The 16,683-nt window shown below is 61.9% G+C and carries 16 protein-coding genes; 7 read left to right on the forward strand and 9 right to left on the reverse strand.

The window, feature by feature from the left end:
* Positions 1-2: 2 nt before the first annotated feature.
* On the reverse strand, positions 3-1,724 hold the full coding sequence (locus ACK56M_RS04355) for a tetratricopeptide repeat protein (protein WP_015268937.1): 1,722 nt from the start codon (positions 1,722-1,724) through the stop codon (positions 3-5).
* Positions 1,725-2,873: 1,149 nt separating this feature from the next.
* Here ACK56M_RS04355 and ACK56M_RS04360 point away from each other — a divergent pair.
* Complete coding sequence (locus ACK56M_RS04360; RefSeq protein ID WP_015268938.1) at positions 2,874-3,098, forward strand: hypothetical protein; 225 nt, start codon at positions 2,874-2,876, stop codon at positions 3,096-3,098.
* A 59-nt stretch (positions 3,099-3,157) separates the two neighbouring features.
* On the opposite strand, the gene ACK56M_RS04365 is transcribed toward ACK56M_RS04360, so the two are convergent.
* From ACK56M_RS04365 to ACK56M_RS04375, 3 genes are read right to left on the reverse strand one after another with little or no spacing between them, the layout of a single operon-like run.
* A complete protein-coding gene (locus ACK56M_RS04365) occupies positions 3,158-3,517 on the reverse strand; it encodes a hypothetical protein (RefSeq protein WP_015268939.1) in 360 nt (119 codons plus the stop codon).
* Positions 3,514-4,491: a hypothetical protein gene (locus ACK56M_RS04370; protein WP_054572929.1), complete on the reverse strand. Its 978-nt coding sequence runs from the start codon at positions 4,489-4,491 to the stop codon at positions 3,514-3,516. The genes ACK56M_RS04365 and ACK56M_RS04370 overlap by 4 nt, the downstream gene beginning before the upstream one ends.
* 9 nt (positions 4,492-4,500) lie before the next feature.
* Positions 4,501-4,989 (reverse strand): Hcp family type VI secretion system effector, encoded by a 489-nt coding sequence (locus ACK56M_RS04375; protein ID WP_015268941.1) that lies wholly within the window; start codon positions 4,987-4,989, stop codon positions 4,501-4,503.
* 1,028 nt (positions 4,990-6,017) lie between these two features.
* On the opposite strand from ACK56M_RS04375, the gene hemA reads away from it, so the two are divergent.
* The 6 genes from hemA to ACK56M_RS04405 all read left to right on the forward strand — a co-directional run bounded on the left by hemA (position 6,018) and on the right by ACK56M_RS04405 (position 11,363).
* Positions 6,018-7,295 carry a glutamyl-tRNA reductase gene (hemA, locus tag ACK56M_RS04380; RefSeq protein ID WP_013970908.1) on the forward strand — a complete coding sequence of 426 codons (1,278 nt, stop codon included), beginning with the start codon at positions 6,018-6,020 and terminating at the stop codon, positions 7,293-7,295.
* Positions 7,292-8,374 carry a peptide chain release factor 1 gene (gene prfA, locus ACK56M_RS04385; RefSeq protein WP_013970909.1) on the forward strand — a complete coding sequence of 361 codons (1,083 nt, stop codon included), beginning with the start codon at positions 7,292-7,294 and terminating at the stop codon, positions 8,372-8,374. Before hemA ends, prfA begins: the two co-directional genes overlap by 4 nt.
* On the forward strand, positions 8,374-9,204 hold the full coding sequence (prmC, locus tag ACK56M_RS04390; protein WP_100413028.1) for a peptide chain release factor N(5)-glutamine methyltransferase: 831 nt from the start codon (positions 8,374-8,376) through the stop codon (positions 9,202-9,204). Before prfA ends, prmC begins: the two co-directional genes overlap by 1 nt.
* A complete protein-coding gene (locus tag ACK56M_RS04395; protein ID WP_013970911.1) occupies positions 9,198-9,953 on the forward strand; it encodes a molybdopterin-synthase adenylyltransferase MoeB in 756 nt (251 codons plus the stop codon). Before prmC ends, ACK56M_RS04395 begins: the two co-directional genes overlap by 7 nt.
* Entirely contained in the window at positions 9,946-10,743 is a 798-nt protein-coding gene (gene murI, locus ACK56M_RS04400) for a glutamate racemase (RefSeq protein WP_015268944.1), read from the forward strand. The genes ACK56M_RS04395 and murI overlap by 8 nt, the downstream gene beginning before the upstream one ends.
* A gap of 101 nt (positions 10,744-10,844) precedes the next feature.
* Positions 10,845-11,363, forward strand: a complete 519-nt coding sequence (locus ACK56M_RS04405) for an acyloxyacyl hydrolase (protein ID WP_015268945.1) — start codon at positions 10,845-10,847, stop codon at positions 11,361-11,363.
* Between the two features lie 231 nt (positions 11,364-11,594).
* Here the strand turns inward: ACK56M_RS04405 and ACK56M_RS04410 are convergent, their stop codons facing one another.
* The 5 genes from ACK56M_RS04410 to ACK56M_RS04430 all read right to left on the reverse strand — a co-directional run bounded on the left by ACK56M_RS04410 (position 11,595) and on the right by ACK56M_RS04430 (position 16,679).
* Positions 11,595-12,305, reverse strand: coding sequence for an SDR family oxidoreductase (locus ACK56M_RS04410; RefSeq protein WP_043935321.1), 711 nt, complete (start codon positions 12,303-12,305; stop codon positions 11,595-11,597).
* On the reverse strand, positions 12,302-13,744 hold the full coding sequence (phrB, locus tag ACK56M_RS04415) for a deoxyribodipyrimidine photo-lyase (RefSeq protein WP_137137907.1): 1,443 nt from the start codon (positions 13,742-13,744) through the stop codon (positions 12,302-12,304). The genes ACK56M_RS04410 and phrB overlap by 4 nt, the downstream gene beginning before the upstream one ends.
* Positions 13,735-14,634: a MerR family transcriptional regulator gene (locus ACK56M_RS04420; RefSeq protein ID WP_085720812.1), complete on the reverse strand. Its 900-nt coding sequence runs from the start codon at positions 14,632-14,634 to the stop codon at positions 13,735-13,737. The genes phrB and ACK56M_RS04420 overlap by 10 nt, the downstream gene beginning before the upstream one ends.
* On the reverse strand, positions 14,624-15,592 hold the full coding sequence (locus ACK56M_RS04425; RefSeq protein ID WP_038408696.1) for a YbgA family protein: 969 nt from the start codon (positions 15,590-15,592) through the stop codon (positions 14,624-14,626). Before ACK56M_RS04425 ends, ACK56M_RS04420 begins: the two co-directional genes overlap by 11 nt.
* A gap of 100 nt (positions 15,593-15,692) precedes the next feature.
* Entirely contained in the window at positions 15,693-16,679 is a 987-nt protein-coding gene (locus ACK56M_RS04430; RefSeq protein WP_015268950.1) for an NAD(P)/FAD-dependent oxidoreductase, read from the reverse strand.
* Positions 16,680-16,683 lie beyond the last annotated feature (4 nt).

Raw genomic sequence — 16,683 nt, forward strand, 5'->3', positions numbered from 1 at the left:
CGTTAGAGAGTCTCGGATCCGGTCAGGCGCAGGATGGTCTTGCGCAGGATGGGGCTGTCGGCCTGGGCTTCGAAGCCCTTGGCCCAGACCTGGCGGGCTTCGCGGCGCTTGCCGTTGGCCCATAGCACTTCGCCCAGGTGGGCGGCCACTTCGTGGTCTGGGAAGCTGGCAAAAGCCTTGCGCAGGTAGGTTTCAGCCTCGTCGAGGTTGCCCAGGCGGTAATTGACCCAACCCAGGCTGTCGAGCACCGCCGGGTCATCCGGGGTCAGCTGATGGGCCTTGTCGATCAGCGCCTTGGCTTCGCTGTAGCGGGTGGTGCGGTCGGCCAGGGTGTAGCCGAGGGCGTTCAGGGCCATGGCGTTTTCCGGCTCGCGGGCGATGATGGCGCGCAGGTCTTTTTCCATCTGCGGCAGGTCGTCACGCTTTTCCGCCAGCATGGCACGGGTGTACAGCAGGTTGAGGTCGTCCGGGTAGCGCTGGATGGCTTGCTGCAGCACCTGGCTGGCCTGGGCGTCCTTGTTGTTGTTGCTGTAGCTTTCCGATTCGATCAGGAACAGCTGTATGGCGTAGTCCGGCTGGGATTCGCGGGCATCGGCGAGCAGGCGCGAGGCTTCGGTACCACGGCCGTTGGCAATCAGGATGTCGGCCTGGCGCAGCTGCGCCGGCAGGTAGTCGGGGCCCGGGCCGACCAGGGCGTATTCACGCAGGGCGCCTGCAGGGTCGTGGCGCTCTTCGCGGATGCGGCCCAGGTTCAGGTGCGCGGCGTCGACGTTGCTGTCGCGTTCGATCAGCTCCTGCAGGTAGCCCTCGGCTTCATCCCAGTCCTTGTTTTCCAGGCACACCAGCGCCAGCGAATAGCGCAGCTCGTCGTCCTCGGGGTATTGCTGGACCAGGCTGAGGAACTCGCCCTTGGCATCGGCGATGCGGTCCTGTTCGACCAGGGTGCGCGCGTAGGTCAGGCGCAGGCGCTTGTCGTCCGGGTTGTCGCGAATCGCCCCGCGCAGCAGTGGCAGGGCCTCCGGGCCGCGGTCCAGGGCTTGCAGCAGGCGCGCGCGCAGCAGGACCGGGGCGACTTCGCCGTTTTGCGGCGGGTGCGACTCGAGCAACTCCAAGGCTTCTTCGGCCTTGCCGTCCTGGTTCAGCAGCAGGGCCTTGCCGAACACCAGCTGGCTGTTGTCCGGGTACTTCACCAGCAGGCGTTCGAAGCTTTGCAGCAAGCCGTCGCGGGTGCTCTGGTCGGTTTCGGCGGCGGACAGGGCGAGGAAATCGAAATGGGTGTCGCCTTGGCCCTGCAAGACCTTTTCCATGTAAGTCATGGAGTCGTCATAGCGGCCGGCGCGGGCCAGCTGGATGGCGGCGGCGCGCTGGGCGTCGAGGTTCTGCGGGTCGTTGCGGGCCCAGACCAGGGCGTTGTCCAGTGCCGGTTCGTCGGCGCCGAGGTATTCGGCAATGCGGTAGGCGCGCTCGGAAACCCCCGGGTCCTGGGTTTTCGCGGCCTGGTCGGTGTAGTTGGCCAGGGCGATGTCGAAGCGGTTGCGCTGGCCGGCCAGTTCGGCCACCAGCAGGCTGTAGAGCGTGTCCTGCTTGAACGAGCCATACACCACGGGCTTTTCCGCCTCGCTCTTGTCGGCCTCGGCGACGGGAGGCTCGGCCTTTTGCGGGGCCAGGCTCTGGCAGCCCTGGAGCAGGGCGAAGGCAAGCAGCAATGCGTATGGTTTGTTCATAGAAGGCTTTAAAAAGGACTCACCGGCGGTCGGAGCATGATGACACAAGCGCGGTGGCAAACCCACCTGCGAAGGTATGAAGCTGCGCTTCGCTTATGCAGACCGCGCTGTGCCCGCGCGGTTCGCCGCAGAGCCTGCCACGGCGCCCAGAACACAGAATTTTTGCTCTTGCTCTTGCTTCTGAGCGCGCGATAGTTCAGGCGCCGCAGATTGCGACTTCAGGAGGCCGAGCGAAGGGACTGCGGAGGGAGGTGACGGGCATGGATGCCCGTCAAGCGCTGAGGCCCCATGGATGGGGCCTGCAGCGCGTACTCTCGGGAGCAGGCCCATAGCGAGGGTGCCCCGGAGCGAAGCGTAGGGGCCGGATGATGGGAGCCGACGGTTTTTGGTTCCATTTTGCCACGACAAAAAGGGTTCCGCCGTAAGGGCGTCAAGGTGACGTGGCGCCACTATCGCGAATGAATGTCTACTCGATGTGAATGCCTACACCTGAAAGCAAAAAGCTTAGGGCTGATGTCTCAACAGCCAGCCTCTTGGCGTCCGATGTCACGGAATAGGCCCAAGGGGGCGCAACCAAATGCGAAATAAAATAAGTGCTCCGATAAGTGTTGGGTGCATAGCCCCTAAGACGATCAGGGTGCGCTTCATGCGTATAGGGAAGTTCGTGACCTCATCAAGGTCAACCAAGCTTTTTCGCGCATATATTTTTGGCACTGTTAGTAGTATTGATATTGAGAGTGTGCGCATTACCTTTCCAATTAGGCCTGCTTGTGAAAAGGTTTTTATTCCCGCTCACGAATGCGCTATTCGGTAGTAGTGATTCGATCCTGTCAAGATGATAGATTGATATGTAGAACGATACGCAAAGCGTGACGGTCATGGCGGCCAAAATTATAAATGCAACAATACCCGCTTCAGTGCTCATTCGCTGCCTACCTTTTCATACAATACTTCGCCGAGCGCTTCCCCTACAGCACCGCCAAGCATGCTTCCTCCTGTGGCTCCCGCAGCCCCACCAATAACAGCGCAGACAAGTACGCCTGTACCGACTGTGGGCACGCCAAGAGCGAGACAAATATTAGTGGCAATAGCACCGCCGTAGCTTGTTGCTATCCCTCCCACGGCGACACTGCCTGTCAAGGAAGATCCATGGACGTATTTAGCTTTTCTACACTCATTGTCGCGGCCAGCGGTGCAGGCTTTATGGATTTCAAGACCCGTCGCGGCGACTTCCAGCGCAATACCTATATAGGTGTCTTTTTTGATCAGGTTGGCAGCCCTGACCACACCTATGATCTTAACTGCACACCCCACAATCTCAGTCGTTTGCAAGTCCTTGCCACGCGTCGAGTGCCGGCCTTGAGTTTCCAATGATCGATTGCTGCGGGAGAACTTTGTCCTTGAACAGAATACGAAGTCGTATCTCCATTGGGTCATAGATAGTGAGACAGCACGAGTGCAAGGAATAATATGATGTGAATAGCCCAGAGGTTGACCAAGACAAGCCTTTCACGGCGCGGAAATTTTTGTACTTCCTCGATATCTGCTGCGCCCCTATAAGTGAAGATTTTGGGTGTGGCCAGTAGTGTTGCAATTTGACCAGTTCTTATCAGTTTTCCTATTAGTCCAGCATGCTTATAGTTTTTTATGTTGTCAGATACGATACGAGAGGTGGGTAAGAAAGACTCAAAGTGCTCGGTGTATTTATGTGCAACGTAAATTTGGACAGTAATTGCGATTGCGATTGAGGTGATGAGAATAAGTGCGATCAGACCCGGTTCCATATTGATCATTGCGAGAACTCTCGATATAGGAAGTCACCAAGCACCTCGCCTTTTTCTCCTCCGAAGTCACCGCCTAGCTTCCCCCCTGCGGCAGCACCAATGACTGCGCAGGTAATTGACCCCAAACCGGCCGTCCCTACTCCCAGAGCCGCACATACAAAGGGCGCAACAATGGTCCCTCCTATGTATCCACCTATGCCGCTGCCGGTCAGACCACCGGCTAATGACGCACCATTGAGAAATTTTGCACGCGTGCACTCATCTTCTCTGCCGAGCATACAGGCTTGGCGAATCGCCAGGCCCGTTGCTGCGACATCAAGCGCTATGCCAATGTAAGTACCTTTTTTTATCAAACTGGCAGCCTTGCCTACCCCGGCAACCTTATTCGCATACCCTGCAATCTCACCGGTGTGCAAATAGCGTTTCGTGGATATGGCCAGTGTCCTTTTAATCGATCCCTTGTTACGCAAATCCGAGCCGAACGCCGCCAGTTTGCCCAACTGTTCGTCAAGCTTCGAGAACAGTGCCGCACGCTTGGCATAAAACTGGTCACGGTTTTTGAGCGTCCCTGAACCCAGATGTTCTCTGTGCAATTTCTCGATCTCCAGCAACGTGTCCTGAATGGCCTTCAGATGCCTGCTCCAGCCGTCGCTGACCACGCCTGCGCCCAGTGAAGCATGGGCAAGCAAGCTCTTCAGCAACTCGAAATTATCCAGAAAAAACTCATCAGCCCCCTGGCCACTGCGCATCAGCCCCATATGCGTGATGGAGGCCTGAGACATCAGATAAGCCTCCTGACTGGTACACGAAGGTGTAGACCAGTCGCCGACGATCACCAGTTCGCCGCTTCTGACCACACTGTTGTAAATGTGTGCATTCAGGATGTCGAACTTGCTTGCGGCATGCCCGCCAAGCGCAAGGCCGGCCTTGAGCGTGTGATAGTTCTGCATCCTGGGGTTGATGAAAGCGCGGGCTTCGTACATGGCGATACCTCACGCGTACTTCTTGTTGCCGATCCGGTCCCAACCACCGGCAATATTGCCGCCGCCCGAGCCGTCGATGCGCTTCTGCAGGGTATAGGTGGTCTTGATTCTGCCGTAATCGAGGCGAACCACCTCGATAGGCACGCCGTCGGCGGCGCTCTGGGCGTAATCGGCAATGATCACTTCTTCTAGGATGATCTCGTAGTACTTCAGCTTGTCACCGCCCGCGCGGCACAGCGCGAGTTTGACTTCCTTGAGATGCTGCCCCGCGCAACTGGCCTCCATGAGTTTGCAACTGGCGCTGTCGAGAAACTTGGTAAAAGTGAAATGGCTCACTTCGGTGCGCCCCGAAGTGGCACCCCCTGCCGAGCTTGCAGTGGCAGAGGGGCTTTGGCTTACACCGAAATCATAACCGGTGACTTCAATCCACTTGCCGTACTTCTCGTCCAAGGCTTCGCCTGGAATATCGTCGATTTTCAAATACGCGTCCAAAGCCATATCTACCGCTCCTTGGTCATCATGTGGGTGAGGAATATCGATGTAGCGGCGTCAAGGCTAGGCGCGGAAAGAGGGTGGAGCAACAGCTGGGCATGTATTTGGGAAAAGGACTACAAGACTGTGGATAAGTCTTGTAGAGATATGTCAAAAGTCCTCTCGACTTGGTCGGTGTAATTAACTAAGGAGATGTCGAGCCGATGGTTCTGGTTCTTGCTTCTAAGCGCGCGGTAGTTCAGGCGCCGCCGATTGCGACTTCAGGAGGCCGAGCGAAGGGACTGCGGAGGGAGGTGACGGGCATGGATGCCCGTCAAGCGCTGAGGCCCCATGGATGGGGCCTGCAGCGCGTACTCCCGGGAGCAGGCCCGTAGCGAGGGGACCCCGGAGCGAAGCGTAGGGGCCGGATGATGGGAGCCGACGGTTTTTGGTTCCTTTTTGCCACGACAAAAAGGGACCCGCCGTAAGGGCGGAAAGGTGACTTTGCGCCGCCGTCACGAATGAATGCCTGCTCGATGTGAATGCCCACCTCCAAAAAGCCAAAAAGCCAAAAAGCTTAAGCGACGGTTTTGATATGGCGAACAGTCCGTATGCGATGGCGACGCTGACTCACCTTTTCGCCCTTACGGCGAGTCACTTTTTGCCAAACGCGGCAAAAAGTAACCAAAAAACGCTGCGCTCCCATCATCCGGCCCCTACGCTGCGCTCCGGGGTTCCCTCACTCCGGCCTTGCTCCCGGGAGTACGCGCTGCAGGCCCCATCCATGGGGCCTCAGCGCTTGACGGGCATCCATGCCCGTCACCTCCCTCCGCAAGGCCTGCGTTCGGCCTCCTGAAGTCGCGAAGATCAAGATCAAGATCAAAAGCCAGATCAAAAGCCAGATCAAAAGCGGGGGTGTGAGCTGAAGTTGCCGCTGATGCTGGCCTGAAGCCGGCGATAGCCGCAGCGCTATCAGCGCAATAGCGAACGGTGGTTGTCCTGAAACCTGCGAAAGAGGACAATTATCGGCTTCCCGTCACAACCAGCGACCTTGCATGGCCTTTCTTGCACTTGGTATCAACCATAAGACTGCCTCGGTAGACGTACGCGAGCGCGTGGCGTTTACCCCAGAGCAGCTGGTAGACGCCCTGCAGCAGCTCTGCCGGCTGACATCCAGCCGCGAAGCGGCGATTCTGTCGACCTGCAACCGTAGCGAGCTCTATATCGAGCAGGACCACCTGTCCGCCGATGCCGTGCTGCAATGGCTCGCCGACTACCACCGCCTCAGCCTGGACGAGCTGCGCGCCAGCGCCTACGTGCACGAAGAGCACGAGGCGGTAAAGCACATGATGCGGGTGGCCTCCGGCCTGGACTCGCTGGTGCTCGGCGAACCGCAGATCCTCGGCCAGATGAAGTCCGCCTATGCCGTGGCGCGTGAGGCCGGCACCGTCGGCCCGTTGCTCGGGCGCCTGTTCCAGGCCACCTTCAGTGCCGCCAAGCAGGTGCGCACCGACACTGCCATCGGCGAAAACCCGGTGTCGGTGGCGTTTGCCGCGGTCAGCCTGGCCAAGCAGATCTTCAGCGACCTGGGCCGCAGCCAGGCCCTGCTGATCGGTGCTGGCGAAACCATCACCCTGGTCGCCCGCCACCTGCATGAGCAGGGCGTGCGCCGTATCGTCGTGGCCAACCGTACCCTTGAGCGGGCCAGCATCCTGGCCGAGCAGTTCGGTGCGCACGCGGTTCTGCTGGCCGACATCCCACAGGAACTGGCCAACAGCGATATCGTCATCAGTTCCACTGCCAGCCAGTTGCCGATCCTTGGCAAGGGTGCTGTCGAGAGCGCGCTGAAGCAGCGCCGGCACAAGCCGATTTTCATGGTCGACATTGCCGTACCGCGCGATATCGAAACCGAAGTCGGCGAACTGGATGACGTCTACCTGTACACTGTCGATGACCTGCACGACGTTGTGGCAGAAAACCTCAAAAGTCGCCAGGGCGCGGCCCAGGCCGCCGAAGAGCTGGTGTCGGTGGGGGCAGAGGACTTCATGCTGCGCCTGCGCGAGCTGGCCGCGGTGGATGTGCTCAAGGCCTATCGCCAGCAATGCGAGCGCCTGCGCGACGAAGAACTGCAAAAGGCCCAGCGGCTGCTGGCCAACGGCGGCAACCCCGAAGACGTACTGGCCCAACTGGCCCGGGGGCTGACCAACAAACTCCTGCACGCGCCCAGCGTGCAATTGAAAAGGCTCTCGGCCGAGGGCCGCCTCGATGCGCTGGCCATGGCCCAGGAACTCTTTGCCCTCAACGAGGGCTCGACGGACAAATCCCCGCAATGAAAGCGTCGCTGCTGAACAAACTGGAAATCCTCCAGGACCGCTTCGAAGAACTCACCGCTCTGCTTGGTGATGCCGAGGTCATTTCCGACCAGACGCGCTTTCGCGCCTATTCCCGTGAATACGCCGAAGTCGAGCCGGTCTACGCTGCTTATAAAGAGTGGCGCAAAGTCCAGGACGACCTCGAAGGTGCCCAGGCGCTGCTCAAGGACAGTGACCCGGACCTGCGCGAAATGGCCGTGGAAGAAGTGCGTGAAGCCAAGGAACAACTGCTGACGCTGGAGTCGCAGCTGCAACGCATGCTGTTGCCCAAGGACCCCAACGACGGCCGCAACGTGTTCCTCGAAATCCGCGCCGGCACCGGTGGCGACGAGGCGGCGATCTTCTCCGGCGACCTGTTCCGCATGTATTCACGCTACGCCGAAAAGCGTGGCTGGCGCCTGGAAATCCTCTCCGAGAACGAAGGCGAGCACGGCGGCTACAAGGAAATCATCGCCCGCGTCGAAGGCGAGAGCGTGTACGGCAAGCTCAAGTTCGAGTCTGGCGCGCACCGCGTGCAGCGCGTGCCCGAGACCGAATCCCAGGGCCGTATCCACACCTCCGCGTGCACCGTGGCGGTACTGCCCGAGCCGGACGAGCAGGCGGCTATCGAGATCAACCCGGCCGACCTGCGGGTGGATACCTATCGCGCATCCGGTGCCGGCGGCCAGCACGTCAACAAGACCGACTCGGCGATCCGGATCACCCACTTGCCCACCGGTATCGTGGTCGAGTGCCAGGAAGAGCGCTCGCAGCACAAGAACCGTGCCCGCGCCATGTCCTGGCTGTCGGCCAAGCTCAACGACATGCAGACCAGCGCCGCGCAGAACGCCATCGCCACCGAGCGCAAGCTGCTGGTCGGCTCTGGCGACCGTTCCGAGCGCATCCGTACGTACAATTATCCACAGGGGCGGGTGACCGACCACCGTATCAACCTGACCCTGTACTCGCTGGACGATATCCTCGCCGGCGGGGTGGAGGCGGTGATCGAACCGCTGCTGGCCGAATACCAGGCCGATCAACTGGCCGCTCTGGGGGACTGATGACCATCATCGCCAGCCTGCTGCGCAACGCGCAGTTGCCAGATTCGCCTACCGAGCGGCTGGATGCCGAGTTGCTGTTGGCCGCGGCCATCGGCAAATCGCGCAGCTACCTGCACACCTGGCCCGAGCGAATCGTCAGCAGCGAAGATGCCGAGACCTATGCTGGCTACCTGCAGCGCCGCCGTGGCGGCGAACCGGTCGCCTACATTCTCGGGCTGCAGGGCTTCTGGAAGATCGACCTGGAAGTGGCACCGCATACCCTGATCCCGCGGCCGGATACCGAGCTGCTGGTCGAAGCTGCCCTTGAACTGCAACCCGCCACGCCGGCCAAGGTCCTTGACCTGGGCACCGGCACCGGCGCGATTGCCTTGGCCCTGGCCAGCGATCGCCCGGCCTGGCAGGTGACCGCAGTGGACCGCGTGGAGGAGGCTGCAGCCCTGGCTGAGCGCAACCGCCAGCGGCTGGGCCTGGCAAACGCCCAGGTACGGCTCAGCCACTGGTTCGACAGTCTGGCCGGCGAGCGTTTCGACCTGATTGTCAGCAACCCGCCCTACATCGCTGCCGCAGACCCGCATTTGGTCGCCGGTGATGTACGCTTCGAGCCCAGCAGTGCGCTGGTGGCCGGTGCTGATGGCCTGGACGATCTGCGCGTGATAGTTGCCCAGGCGCCCGCGCACCTGGTACCGGGTGGCTGGTTACTGCTGGAACACGGCTATGATCAGGCAGCGGCGGTGCGCGCCTTGCTGGCTGAACAAGGCTTCATCGAGGTCGCCAGCCGCACGGACCTGGGCGGCCATGAACGCATTACCCTGGGGCGCCTGCCATGCTGAGTGATCAGGAACTGCTGCGTTACAGCCGGCAGGTTTTGCTGGCCCAGATCGACATCGACGGCCAGTTGCGGCTCAAGCAGAGCAAGGCGCTGATCGTCGGGCTTGGCGGCCTTGGCTCGCCCGTCGCCTTGTACCTGGCCGCCGCCGGGGTCGGTGAGCTGCACCTGGCGGACTTTGACACCGTCGACCTGACCAACCTGCAACGCCAGGTGATCCACGACAGTGCGAGCGTGGGCATGAGCAAGGTCGATTCGGCCCTGCAGCGCCTGCAGGCAATCAACCCGGAAATCAGCCTGGTTGCCCATCGCCAGGCTCTGGACGAGGACTCGCTGGCGGCCGCTGTGGCAGCGGTCGACCTGGTGCTGGACTGCTCTGACAATTTCGGTACCCGCGAGGCGGTCAACGCTGCCTGCGTCGCGGCTGGCAAGCCGCTGGTCAGCGGTGCGGCGATCCGCCTGGAAGGGCAGTTGTCGGTGTTCGACCCACGGCGTGACTACAGCCCTTGCTACCATTGCCTGTACGGCCATGGCAGCGAAGCCGAACTGACCTGCAGCGAAGCCGGCGTGATCGGCCCATTGGTGGGCCTGGTAGGCAGCCTGCAGGCGCTGGAGGCGATGAAGCTGCTGGCCGGGTTCGGCGAGCCGCTGGTCGGCCGCCTGCTGTTGATCGATGCTCTCGGCACTCGTATCCGCGAATTGCGGGTCAAGCGCGACCCGGCTTGTGCGGTCTGTGGTAAGCGCGATGGCTGAGCGATCGGCGCCGGTCGGCGTGATGGACTCCGGGGTTGGCGGCTTGTCGGTACTCGCCGAGATCCAGCGCCTGCTGCCCAACGAGACGCTGCTGTACGTGGGCGATTGCGGCCACATACCCTACGGAGAGAAGTCGCCGGACTATATCCGTGAGCGTCTCCGGCGCATTGCTGCGTTCTTCCATGAACAGGGCGCCAAGGCCATGGTACTGGCCTGCAATACCGCCACGGTGGCGGCGGTGGCCGACCTGCGCGAGTTGTACCCGAACTGGCCGCTGGTGGGCATGGAGCCGGCGGTGAAGCCCGCTGCCGCCGCTACGCGCTCTGGCGTGGTCGGTGTGCTGGCCACTACCGGTACCCTGCAGAGTGCCAAGTTCGCTGCCTTGCTCGATCGTTTTGCCAATGACGTACAGGTCATCACCCAACCTTGCCCGGGCCTGGTCGATCTGATCGAGACCGGTGACCTGGCCAGCCCGGCGCTGCGCCAGTTGCTGCAAGGTTATGTGCAGCCGTTGCTGGCCGCTGGCTGTGATACGTTGATTCTCGGTTGCACCCATTACCCCTTCCTGCGCCCGTTGCTGGCCGGCATGGTGCCAGCCGACGTCGCCATCATCGATACCGGTGCTGCAGTGGCGCGCCAACTGCAGCGGCTGCTGGGCGCGGATGACCTGTTGGCCGATGGGCCGGCCAGGGATACCCGCTTCTGGACCAGTGCCGATCCGCAATCTCTCAGGAAGATCCTGCCTTTGCTGTGGCATAAGTCGGACAGTGTGCAAAGCTTTTCATTGTGAAAAAAACGTGAAAAGAAGCTGAACTATTGTACCGCTGCCGTTTTCTACCGCCTTGCCTGAAATGAGGCGGATACCAATAACAGCAAAGAAGGATGTTGCTCATGAAGAAGCTGCTCGGCTTGGCGGCGGCTGCCGTCTTCACCCTGGGGCACTCACTGTCGGCGCAGGCTGCCGACGTTTCGTTTTCGGTGGGGCAGACCGGTGACTCGACCATGGTCTACCGGTTGGGGCTGCAATCGAATTGGGAAGCGAGTTGGTGGCAGACCAGCGTCGGGCGCCTGACGGGGTATTGGGATGGGGCCTACAGCTATTGGGATGGTGACGAGACCGCGAGCAACCATAGCCTGTCGTTCGCGCCGGTGTTCGTCTACGAGTTTGCCGGGGAGTCGGTGAAGCCTTATATAGAGGCTGGGATTGGCGTGGCGGCATTCTCCAGCACCGAGCTGGAAGACAACGAGCTGGGCTCGGCATTCCAGTTCGAGGATCGCATCGGCTTTGGATTGCGCTTTGCCGGTGGGCATGAGATTGGCGTGCGGGCGATTCACTATTCCAACGCGGGCATCAAGCAGCCCAACGATGGGGTGGAGAGCTATAGCCTGCATTACCGCATGACGCTCTGAGCTCTCCTTCCACGGGGGCTCGCATTGCCTGAGGTACCTGAGGAGCAACTGTCTTGCCCCATTACTCAGGCTACCTCATTACCCTGTAGGAGCAGCCTTGTGCTGCGAAGGGGGCGGTAGGGCAGCAGATGTTCTTCTGCAGTAATGGTCTCTTCGCAGCACAAGGCTGCTCCTACAGGCCCTGCGCATGGCTTCAAGTCGATGTGGTCTAGGTGGAAGCCGGTACGGTCACTACATCGATTGCTTGTGTGACAAAGGCCACAGGCCATTGAGATCCAAAGCCTCCAGCACAAGCTCGGGCTCCCTCTGCGGCCACCGCCGCAGCAACTCTTCCGCCGCATTCTGCGGCGTCCACGCCTCCGGTATCGCCTGCGCCGGTGTCACGGGTGTCTTCAGCGACTGCGGCCCCACCACGGTCAGCTCAACCCCCTGCGCCTTCAACGCCTGACGCTGCTCGCGCATCCATTGCGGCATGTTGTTCCAGCCCGCAGGCACCTGCGTCGGTGCATGCAACTGCAGCGCTGAATAACGGTTGAACACCGCCATCACCTGCGGCGAGTCACCCTTCGCCAACAACGGCAGCGCACTGGCCAGGCAATGCTCGCCGGCCAACTGGTTGTCCGTGACGATCGCCTCGAACAACTCGCTGTCAGCCACATCGTCCGCCAGGTAATCGCTGGTACCGGCGTTGATGATCAAGCCATCCAGCGCGCACCAGGCATGGCAGATCTGCTGGCTGGCCTGGGCCGCCTGATGTTCTTCGTGCAACTGCCACGGCAAGCGCAACAGCTGGCTGCCATAGCGTGCACCCAAGGCATCCAGTGCCTCGCCATGCTTCGCGCTTGCAGCTACCCGGTGTCCTTGCCCGAGCAGCCCCTCCACTAAAGCCAGGCCAAGTCCATTGCCTGCTCCCGTCACCCAGATACTGCGTGCGTTGTTCAAGATGCTGCCCTCTGATCCTGCCGGCGCGGGAGGTTCTTGAATGCCTCCAGTGCGCGCTGACGACTGCTGTCGAGATCGACAATTGGACTGTGGTAGGAATATCTAGCAAAAAGATCGGCCGACTTCACGGGGAAATGAATGGCTTTTTCATCCACCCCCTGCAATTCCGGCAGCCAGTGCCGAATGAAACGCCCTTGCGGGTCGAATCGCTGCGACTGTGAAACCGGGTTGAAGATGCGGAAATAGGGCACTGCGTCGGTGCCAGTGGACGCGCTCCACTGCCAACCGCCGTTGTTGGCGGCCAGGTCGCCGTCTATCAAGTGGCGCATGAAATGCCGCTCGCCCTTGCGCCAGTCGATCAGCAGGTTCTTGCTGAGGAACATGGCCACGATCATGCGCAGGCGGTTGTGCATCCACCCGGTGTGCAGCAGTTGGCGCATGGCGGCGTCGATGATCGGGAAGCCGGTTCGGCCCTGTTCCCATGCTTCGAGGTCGGCCGGTGCATCGCGCCAGGGCAGGGCTTCGGTCTGGGCGCGGAAGGCGCGGTGACGCGAGACCTGTGGATAACCGGTCAGGATGTGTTTGTAGAATTCGCGCCAGAGCAGCTCGTTGATCCAGGTTTGCACGCCGCTGCTGCCGCTGTCGAACTCGCCGCGGTTGCTGGCCAGGGCACCGTGCAGGCACTGGCGTGGCGAGATCACGCCGGCGGCCAGATAGGCGGAGAGCTGGCTGGTACCGGGCTTTGCAGGCAAGTCACGCAGCTGTTGGTAATCGTCGATGGTTTCATCGAGAAAACGGGTCAGCCGCACCTGCGCTTCGGCTTCGCCGGCCGGCCAGTGGTCGCGCAGCGCCTGCGCGGGTTTTTCGAAGCCGTCCACGTGCTGTGGGATCGGGTCGCTGCTGACCTGCAGCGGTGCCTGGCGTTTTATCTGGCGGGCCAGGGCAGGGAGGCTGCGGTGCAGGTGCTCCAGGCAGCTCTTCTTGAACTGGCTGAACACCTGGAAGTAGTCGCCGCCGCGGGTAAGGATGGTGCCCGGGCGGAACAACAGCTGGTCGAGGTGGCTGTGGGCCTGGATGGCTGACTTTTCCAGCAGCGCGCGGGTGGCGTCGTCGCGACATTGCTCGTTGATGCCGTACTCCTCGTTCCAGTGCACGCTTTGCACCTGATGTTGGCGGCAGACATCGAGTACGGCCTGTGGCGCCTGGTCCCAGGTGTCGATCCTGCGGATCAGCAGGGGGATGTTCAAGCGCTCCAGCGACTGGCGCAGGTCGCGCAGGTTGCGCAGCCAGAAGTCGACTTTGCAGGCGGCGTCGTCGTGGGCCAGCCATTGCCCGGGGCTGACCAGCCACAGTGCGAGGGTCGGGCCGCGTTCGCTGGCGGCGGCTAGCGCGGTGTTGTCATCGATGCGCAGGTCGCTGCGCAGCCAGGTCAGGTGCATGGTGCGGTCATCTCTCCAGGCTGGCGGTCATGGGCTTGCAGCAAACGCAATGCCGCCTGCGGGGTATCGAACAGAGCAAGATTGGGCAGCCCCAGGGCGCGCAGCCGGGTTTCATGCAGCGCCAGCGTCGGCCCGCCAGCTAGGGTCGGCACGGGCAGGTTGGACAGGGTACGGTGCAACGCCTTGTCATCGATACGTGGCCCCAGGTGCAGGAGCACGGCGCGTGGCTTGAGCATGGTGGCTGCGCGTTGCAGGTGCGCGCCAGCAATGGTGTGCTCCAGCACTTCAACCGGCAGGCCGTTGCTGGTGAACAGCCAGGCGCACAACCACAAACCGGGGCTGAAAGTGTGTTCGCTGTCTTCGGCCAGCAAGATGGCAGGCCCATGCAGTAACTGGTTGTCGTGGTAGACCCTGGCGCCCAGCTTGCTGCGCAACCAGCTGTGGAAAAACACCTGTTCCAGCCGTGCGTTGAAATAGTTGCGCCAGCGCAGGTCGAGGAGGTCGAGCAGCGGCAACAGCAATTGCTCGCACAGAGTGACGGCCGGGTACAGGGCCATCGCCTGGTTGAGCTGCTGGTCGAGGGCGCGCTGCGACAGCGTGGCGATGGCCTCGATCAGTTGGAACTGCCGGGCTTGCCAGTCGCCTTTCGGCGGCGTGCTGGCCGGTTTGTCGAGCAGCTCTCGTACCTGGCCGACGGAGGCGCCGCGCTGCAGCCAGGCAAGGATCGCTTCTACTCGTTTGACCTGCTCCAGCCGATACAGGCGATGGCCCTTGGCGGTACGTTGGGGCTTGAGCAGGCCGTAGCGGCGCTCCCAGGCTCGCAGGGTGACGGGATTGACGCCCGTGCGGCGAGCCAGTTCGCCGATGGGCAACAGGATCTCAGACGGCATTGCGCAGGCCCAGGCTCTCGGGGTGCGGCTGAAGGTAGGCCTGCTGCTGCAGATACGGATCGGGATGCTTGCGCAAATGGTGCTTGAGCAGGGTCAGCGGCACTACCAGCGGCACCACGCCTTGCTGGTATTGGCCGATGATGGCCTGCAGCTCGGCTTTGTCCTGCCGTGTGAGGATGTCCTTGAAGTAGCCGCTCAGATGCTGCAGCACGTTGCAATGAGTGCCGCGGCTGGCACAGCGGCGCAGAGCCTGCATCAGCTGGCTGAAGTAGCGCGGGCCGATGCTTTGCGGGTCATCGTCCTTGCTCATGCTGCCGAGCAGGCGCCCGAGGCTGCGATAGGCCTGCGGGTTGTTGGCCATCAACAGGTACTTGTAGCGTGAGTGGAATCGCACCAGAGCGCCACGGCTCAGGCCTTCGGCCAGCAGGCGCTGCCAGTCGGCGTAGGCGTACACGCGGCTGATGAAGTTCTCGCGCAGTACGGGGTCGTGCAGGCGGCCTTCTTCTTCTACCGGCAGGTCCGGCCGCCGTGCGCAGAACGCCTGGGCATACACTCCCCGCCCACCGTGAAAGGCAGGGTGGCCATTGTCCTGGTATACCTTGACCCGCTCCAGGCCACAGGAAGGCGATTTCTGCATGAAGATGTAGCCGCAGATATCATCGAGTTCCGCCGCCATTTGCTCGCCATAGCTGCGCAGCGGCCCGGTCAGGTCCATTCCGGGGTTGCGGGTGCCTACCACTTCCGGCTGCTCGGGGTCGCCGACCAGGCGGATCGGGTCGCGCGGCACGCCCAGGCCGATGGCCACCTCCGGGCATACCGGCAACCAGTCGAAATGTTCCTCGAGTTGCATACGGCACAGGTCGGAGGCCTTGTGGCCGCCGTTATAGCGCACGCTGTGCCCGGTCAGGCAGGCGCTGATGGCGATACGCGGCTTGCTGTGGGCGGATGAGTCGTGCATGGGCTGCCTCCAAAAACCTGTACGAGACAAAATAGTTGTACAGGTTCATTCCAGCACAGCCCGGAAGTTATGCAAACAGTTTTTTTTGTATAACCCTACATCACTCGAGATGTTCGAGCAGCCGACGCGCCGCTTCCTGGCCACTGAGCCAGGCGCCTTCGACACGGCCGGACAGGCACCAGTCGCCGCAGGCATACAAGCCTTGGTCAGCATCGGCCAGCGCGCCCCATTCATGGTTGCTGCTCGGACGGGCATACAGCCAGCGGTGGGCCAAGGCAAAAGTAGGTGCGGGCACCACACAGCCAACCAGCTCGGCGAATTCGCCCCACAGCTGTTCGATCACTTCCTCCTTGGGCAGGTCGATGTGTTGCCGGCTCCAGTCCGAGGTGGCGTGCAGTACCCAGGTGTCGAGCTGCTCGTCACGCTCGGGCTTGCTGCGGTTGCGCGCCAGCCAGTCGAGCGGGTTGTCCTGCACGAAGCAGCCTTGCATCGGGGTGTCCAGCGGGGTCTGGAAGGCCAGGGCGACGGCCCAGGTGGGCTCCATCTGCACACCGGCGGCCACGGCCGCGAGCTTCGGGGTAGCGGCAAGCAGCGGCGTGGCCTGCGGTGCCGGCACGGCGATCACCACGCGGCTGTAGGGGCCGTGGCTGCAGCCTTCGGTGTCCTGCAGGTGCCAGTACTGCTTGCCGCGGAACACTTCGGCGATGCGGCAGCCGAAGTTGACCGTCACGTCCTTGAGCAGGCCGCGGGTGATTGCACTCATGCGCGGCACGCCCACCCAGCGCGTCTGCTCGTCGGGGGAGGGGCTGAGTTCACCATCGCGGTAGTTGTACAGCTGTGGCTTCCATTGCGCGGCCCAACCGGCGGCAACCCATTGCTGTACCTGCTCGACGAAGCGGCGGTCACGGGCCGTGAAGTATTGGGCGCCGAGGTCCAGCGCGCCAGCTTCGCTGCGCTTGCTGGCCATGCGCCCGCCACTGCCGTGGCCCTTGTCGAACAAATGCACGGATTGCCCGGCCTTCTGCAAGGCCTGGGCGGCTGACAGACCGGCGATACCGGCCCCGATGATGGCGATAGGTACTGTCATGATG

It is taken from the genome of Pseudomonas sp. s4 (assembly GCF_046764235.1).
Taxonomy (GTDB): Bacteria; Pseudomonadota; Gammaproteobacteria; order Pseudomonadales; family Pseudomonadaceae; genus Aquipseudomonas; species Aquipseudomonas asiatica.

Coding starts and splice junctions, on each gene's coding strand:
- ACK56M_RS04355 (WP_015268937.1), bottom strand. CDS start 1,724: ATGAACAAACCATACGCATTGCTGCTTGCCTTCGCCCTGCTCCAGGGC.
- ACK56M_RS04360 (WP_015268938.1), top strand. CDS start 2,874: ATGGACGTATTTAGCTTTTCTACACTCATTGTCGCGGCCAGCGGTGCA.
- ACK56M_RS04365 (WP_015268939.1), bottom strand. CDS start 3,517: ATGATCAATATGGAACCGGGTCTGATCGCACTTATTCTCATCACCTCA.
- ACK56M_RS04370 (WP_054572929.1), bottom strand. CDS start 4,491: ATGTACGAAGCCCGCGCTTTCATCAACCCCAGGATGCAGAACTATCAC.
- ACK56M_RS04375 (WP_015268941.1), bottom strand. CDS start 4,989: ATGGCTTTGGACGCGTATTTGAAAATCGACGATATTCCAGGCGAAGCC.
- hemA (WP_013970908.1), top strand. CDS start 6,018: ATGGCCTTTCTTGCACTTGGTATCAACCATAAGACTGCCTCGGTAGAC.
- prfA (WP_013970909.1), top strand. CDS start 7,292: ATGAAAGCGTCGCTGCTGAACAAACTGGAAATCCTCCAGGACCGCTTC.
- prmC (WP_100413028.1), top strand. CDS start 8,374: ATGACCATCATCGCCAGCCTGCTGCGCAACGCGCAGTTGCCAGATTCG.
- ACK56M_RS04395 (WP_013970911.1), top strand. CDS start 9,198: ATGCTGAGTGATCAGGAACTGCTGCGTTACAGCCGGCAGGTTTTGCTG.
- murI (WP_015268944.1), top strand. CDS start 9,946: ATGGCTGAGCGATCGGCGCCGGTCGGCGTGATGGACTCCGGGGTTGGC.
- ACK56M_RS04405 (WP_015268945.1), top strand. CDS start 10,845: ATGAAGAAGCTGCTCGGCTTGGCGGCGGCTGCCGTCTTCACCCTGGGG.
- phrB (WP_137137907.1), bottom strand. CDS start 13,744: ATGCACCTGACCTGGCTGCGCAGCGACCTGCGCATCGATGACAACACC.
- ACK56M_RS04420 (WP_085720812.1), bottom strand. CDS start 14,634: ATGCCGTCTGAGATCCTGTTGCCCATCGGCGAACTGGCTCGCCGCACG.
- ACK56M_RS04425 (WP_038408696.1), bottom strand. CDS start 15,592: ATGCACGACTCATCCGCCCACAGCAAGCCGCGTATCGCCATCAGCGCC.
- ACK56M_RS04430 (WP_015268950.1), bottom strand. CDS start 16,679: ATGACAGTACCTATCGCCATCATCGGGGCCGGTATCGCCGGTCTGTCA.